The following is a 1,071-nucleotide window of genomic DNA, read 5'->3' as shown; positions in this document are numbered from 1 at the left end:
GGCTTGTCTTCAACGAAAGTGCCGGAAAAAGGCCTGCGGACCTGCCTAGGTCAGTCTATGTGCATAAAAATGTTTTAAAACAGTTTAGAGTATCTACATAGGGAGTAATAAAAAGAGATAAGTGTATAAAAAACGCAAAATTTGTCATGTTGTAATTTATAATTGCTTATTTCTACAGTAGTTACACCGCTTAGGAGGGAGGAATTTAAAAATAAGACTAATAATTATTATAAGCCTATTAATTTTTATCTTTGTTATGGTTTTCCCTGCGGTTTACAATATAAATAGTATGCATAAAGAACATACTATAAGAAACATAATAGAAAGTATTGCAGAAAAATATATTAAAGATGTCGAAAAAGACGGCTATTTAAGTTACGCAACATACAAAAAAATAGAATATGAATTAAACCAAAAGGTGGGTTATAAAGGTATTACATCTTATCATTTTATTACAGGAACAATTGAAAGAAAAACAAAAGGTGAAGAAGTATTCATAGAAATTGATTATGGAGCGTTTTCATTGCTTTATAATGTAAATGTAAAAGTTGTTAAATTTGGAGTAAGTAGTTACGAGAATAAACAATAACTTTAACGTAGATATTTCTTCGCATATTCTATTTGATAACTATACATCTCAATTAAATAGCTTTTTCGTTTGGCGTCAATGTATATAAAAAAGAGTGATATAAGTATCAATCCAAGGAAACATATCATTAAAATCATGACTAATTTACATATGCCATCTTTTTTTACTTTACTTTGAATGTATAAACCATGACCAGATGTTTTTGTTAAAGAATTCAAAATCCTTGTACGATAATCTCAAGTTTGTATTCTACATTTAAATTACTTTCGGTATTTTTTAGTGGTATACTTCTTTTTGTTCATTATTTTAGCATGTTTAAGAATTATCTCAAAAGAGTCTTTCAAGTATTCCTTAGTTTCCTCATCAATCGGCTCACCATTAAAGAAAGCCAGTCCTTCTGTGCTTGTGAGGTCTTTCATCCATTCTTCTAAAGTTCGAGCTATATCTTTTTCATCTTTCTCCGTAAGCTTTGGTTGCCATTC

1 protein-coding gene and 2 pseudogenes are annotated in these 1,071 nt (G+C 29.4%); 2 read left to right on the top strand and 1 reads right to left on the bottom strand.

From position 1 onward, the window contains the following. Positions 1–101, top strand: a pseudogene (locus M663_RS15160) (helix-turn-helix domain-containing protein); the annotation flags it as partial. Positions 102–289: 188 nt separating this feature from the next. Then, entirely contained in the window at positions 290–589 is a 300-nt protein-coding gene (locus M663_RS0103835; protein WP_273702618.1) for a hypothetical protein, read from the top strand. Positions 590–849: 260 nt separating this feature from the next. Here the strand turns inward: M663_RS0103835 and M663_RS0103830 are convergent. Beyond that, positions 850–1,071, bottom strand: a pseudogene (locus tag M663_RS0103830) (DNA-binding protein); the annotation flags it as partial.

Origin of the sequence: Thermoanaerobacter sp. A7A, from assembly GCF_000445185.1 — a bacterium.
Classification (GTDB): Bacteria; Bacillota; Thermoanaerobacteria; order Thermoanaerobacterales; family Thermoanaerobacteraceae; genus Thermoanaerobacter.
Note: the sequence above shows the minus strand (reverse complement) of the source record. Positions and strands in the feature narration are given on the sequence as shown.

Excerpts from the sequence above, each read along its gene's own strand:
- M663_RS0103835 (WP_273702618.1), top strand. The coding sequence starts at position 290 with ATGCATAAAGAACATACTATAAGAAACATAATAGAAAGTATTGCAGAA.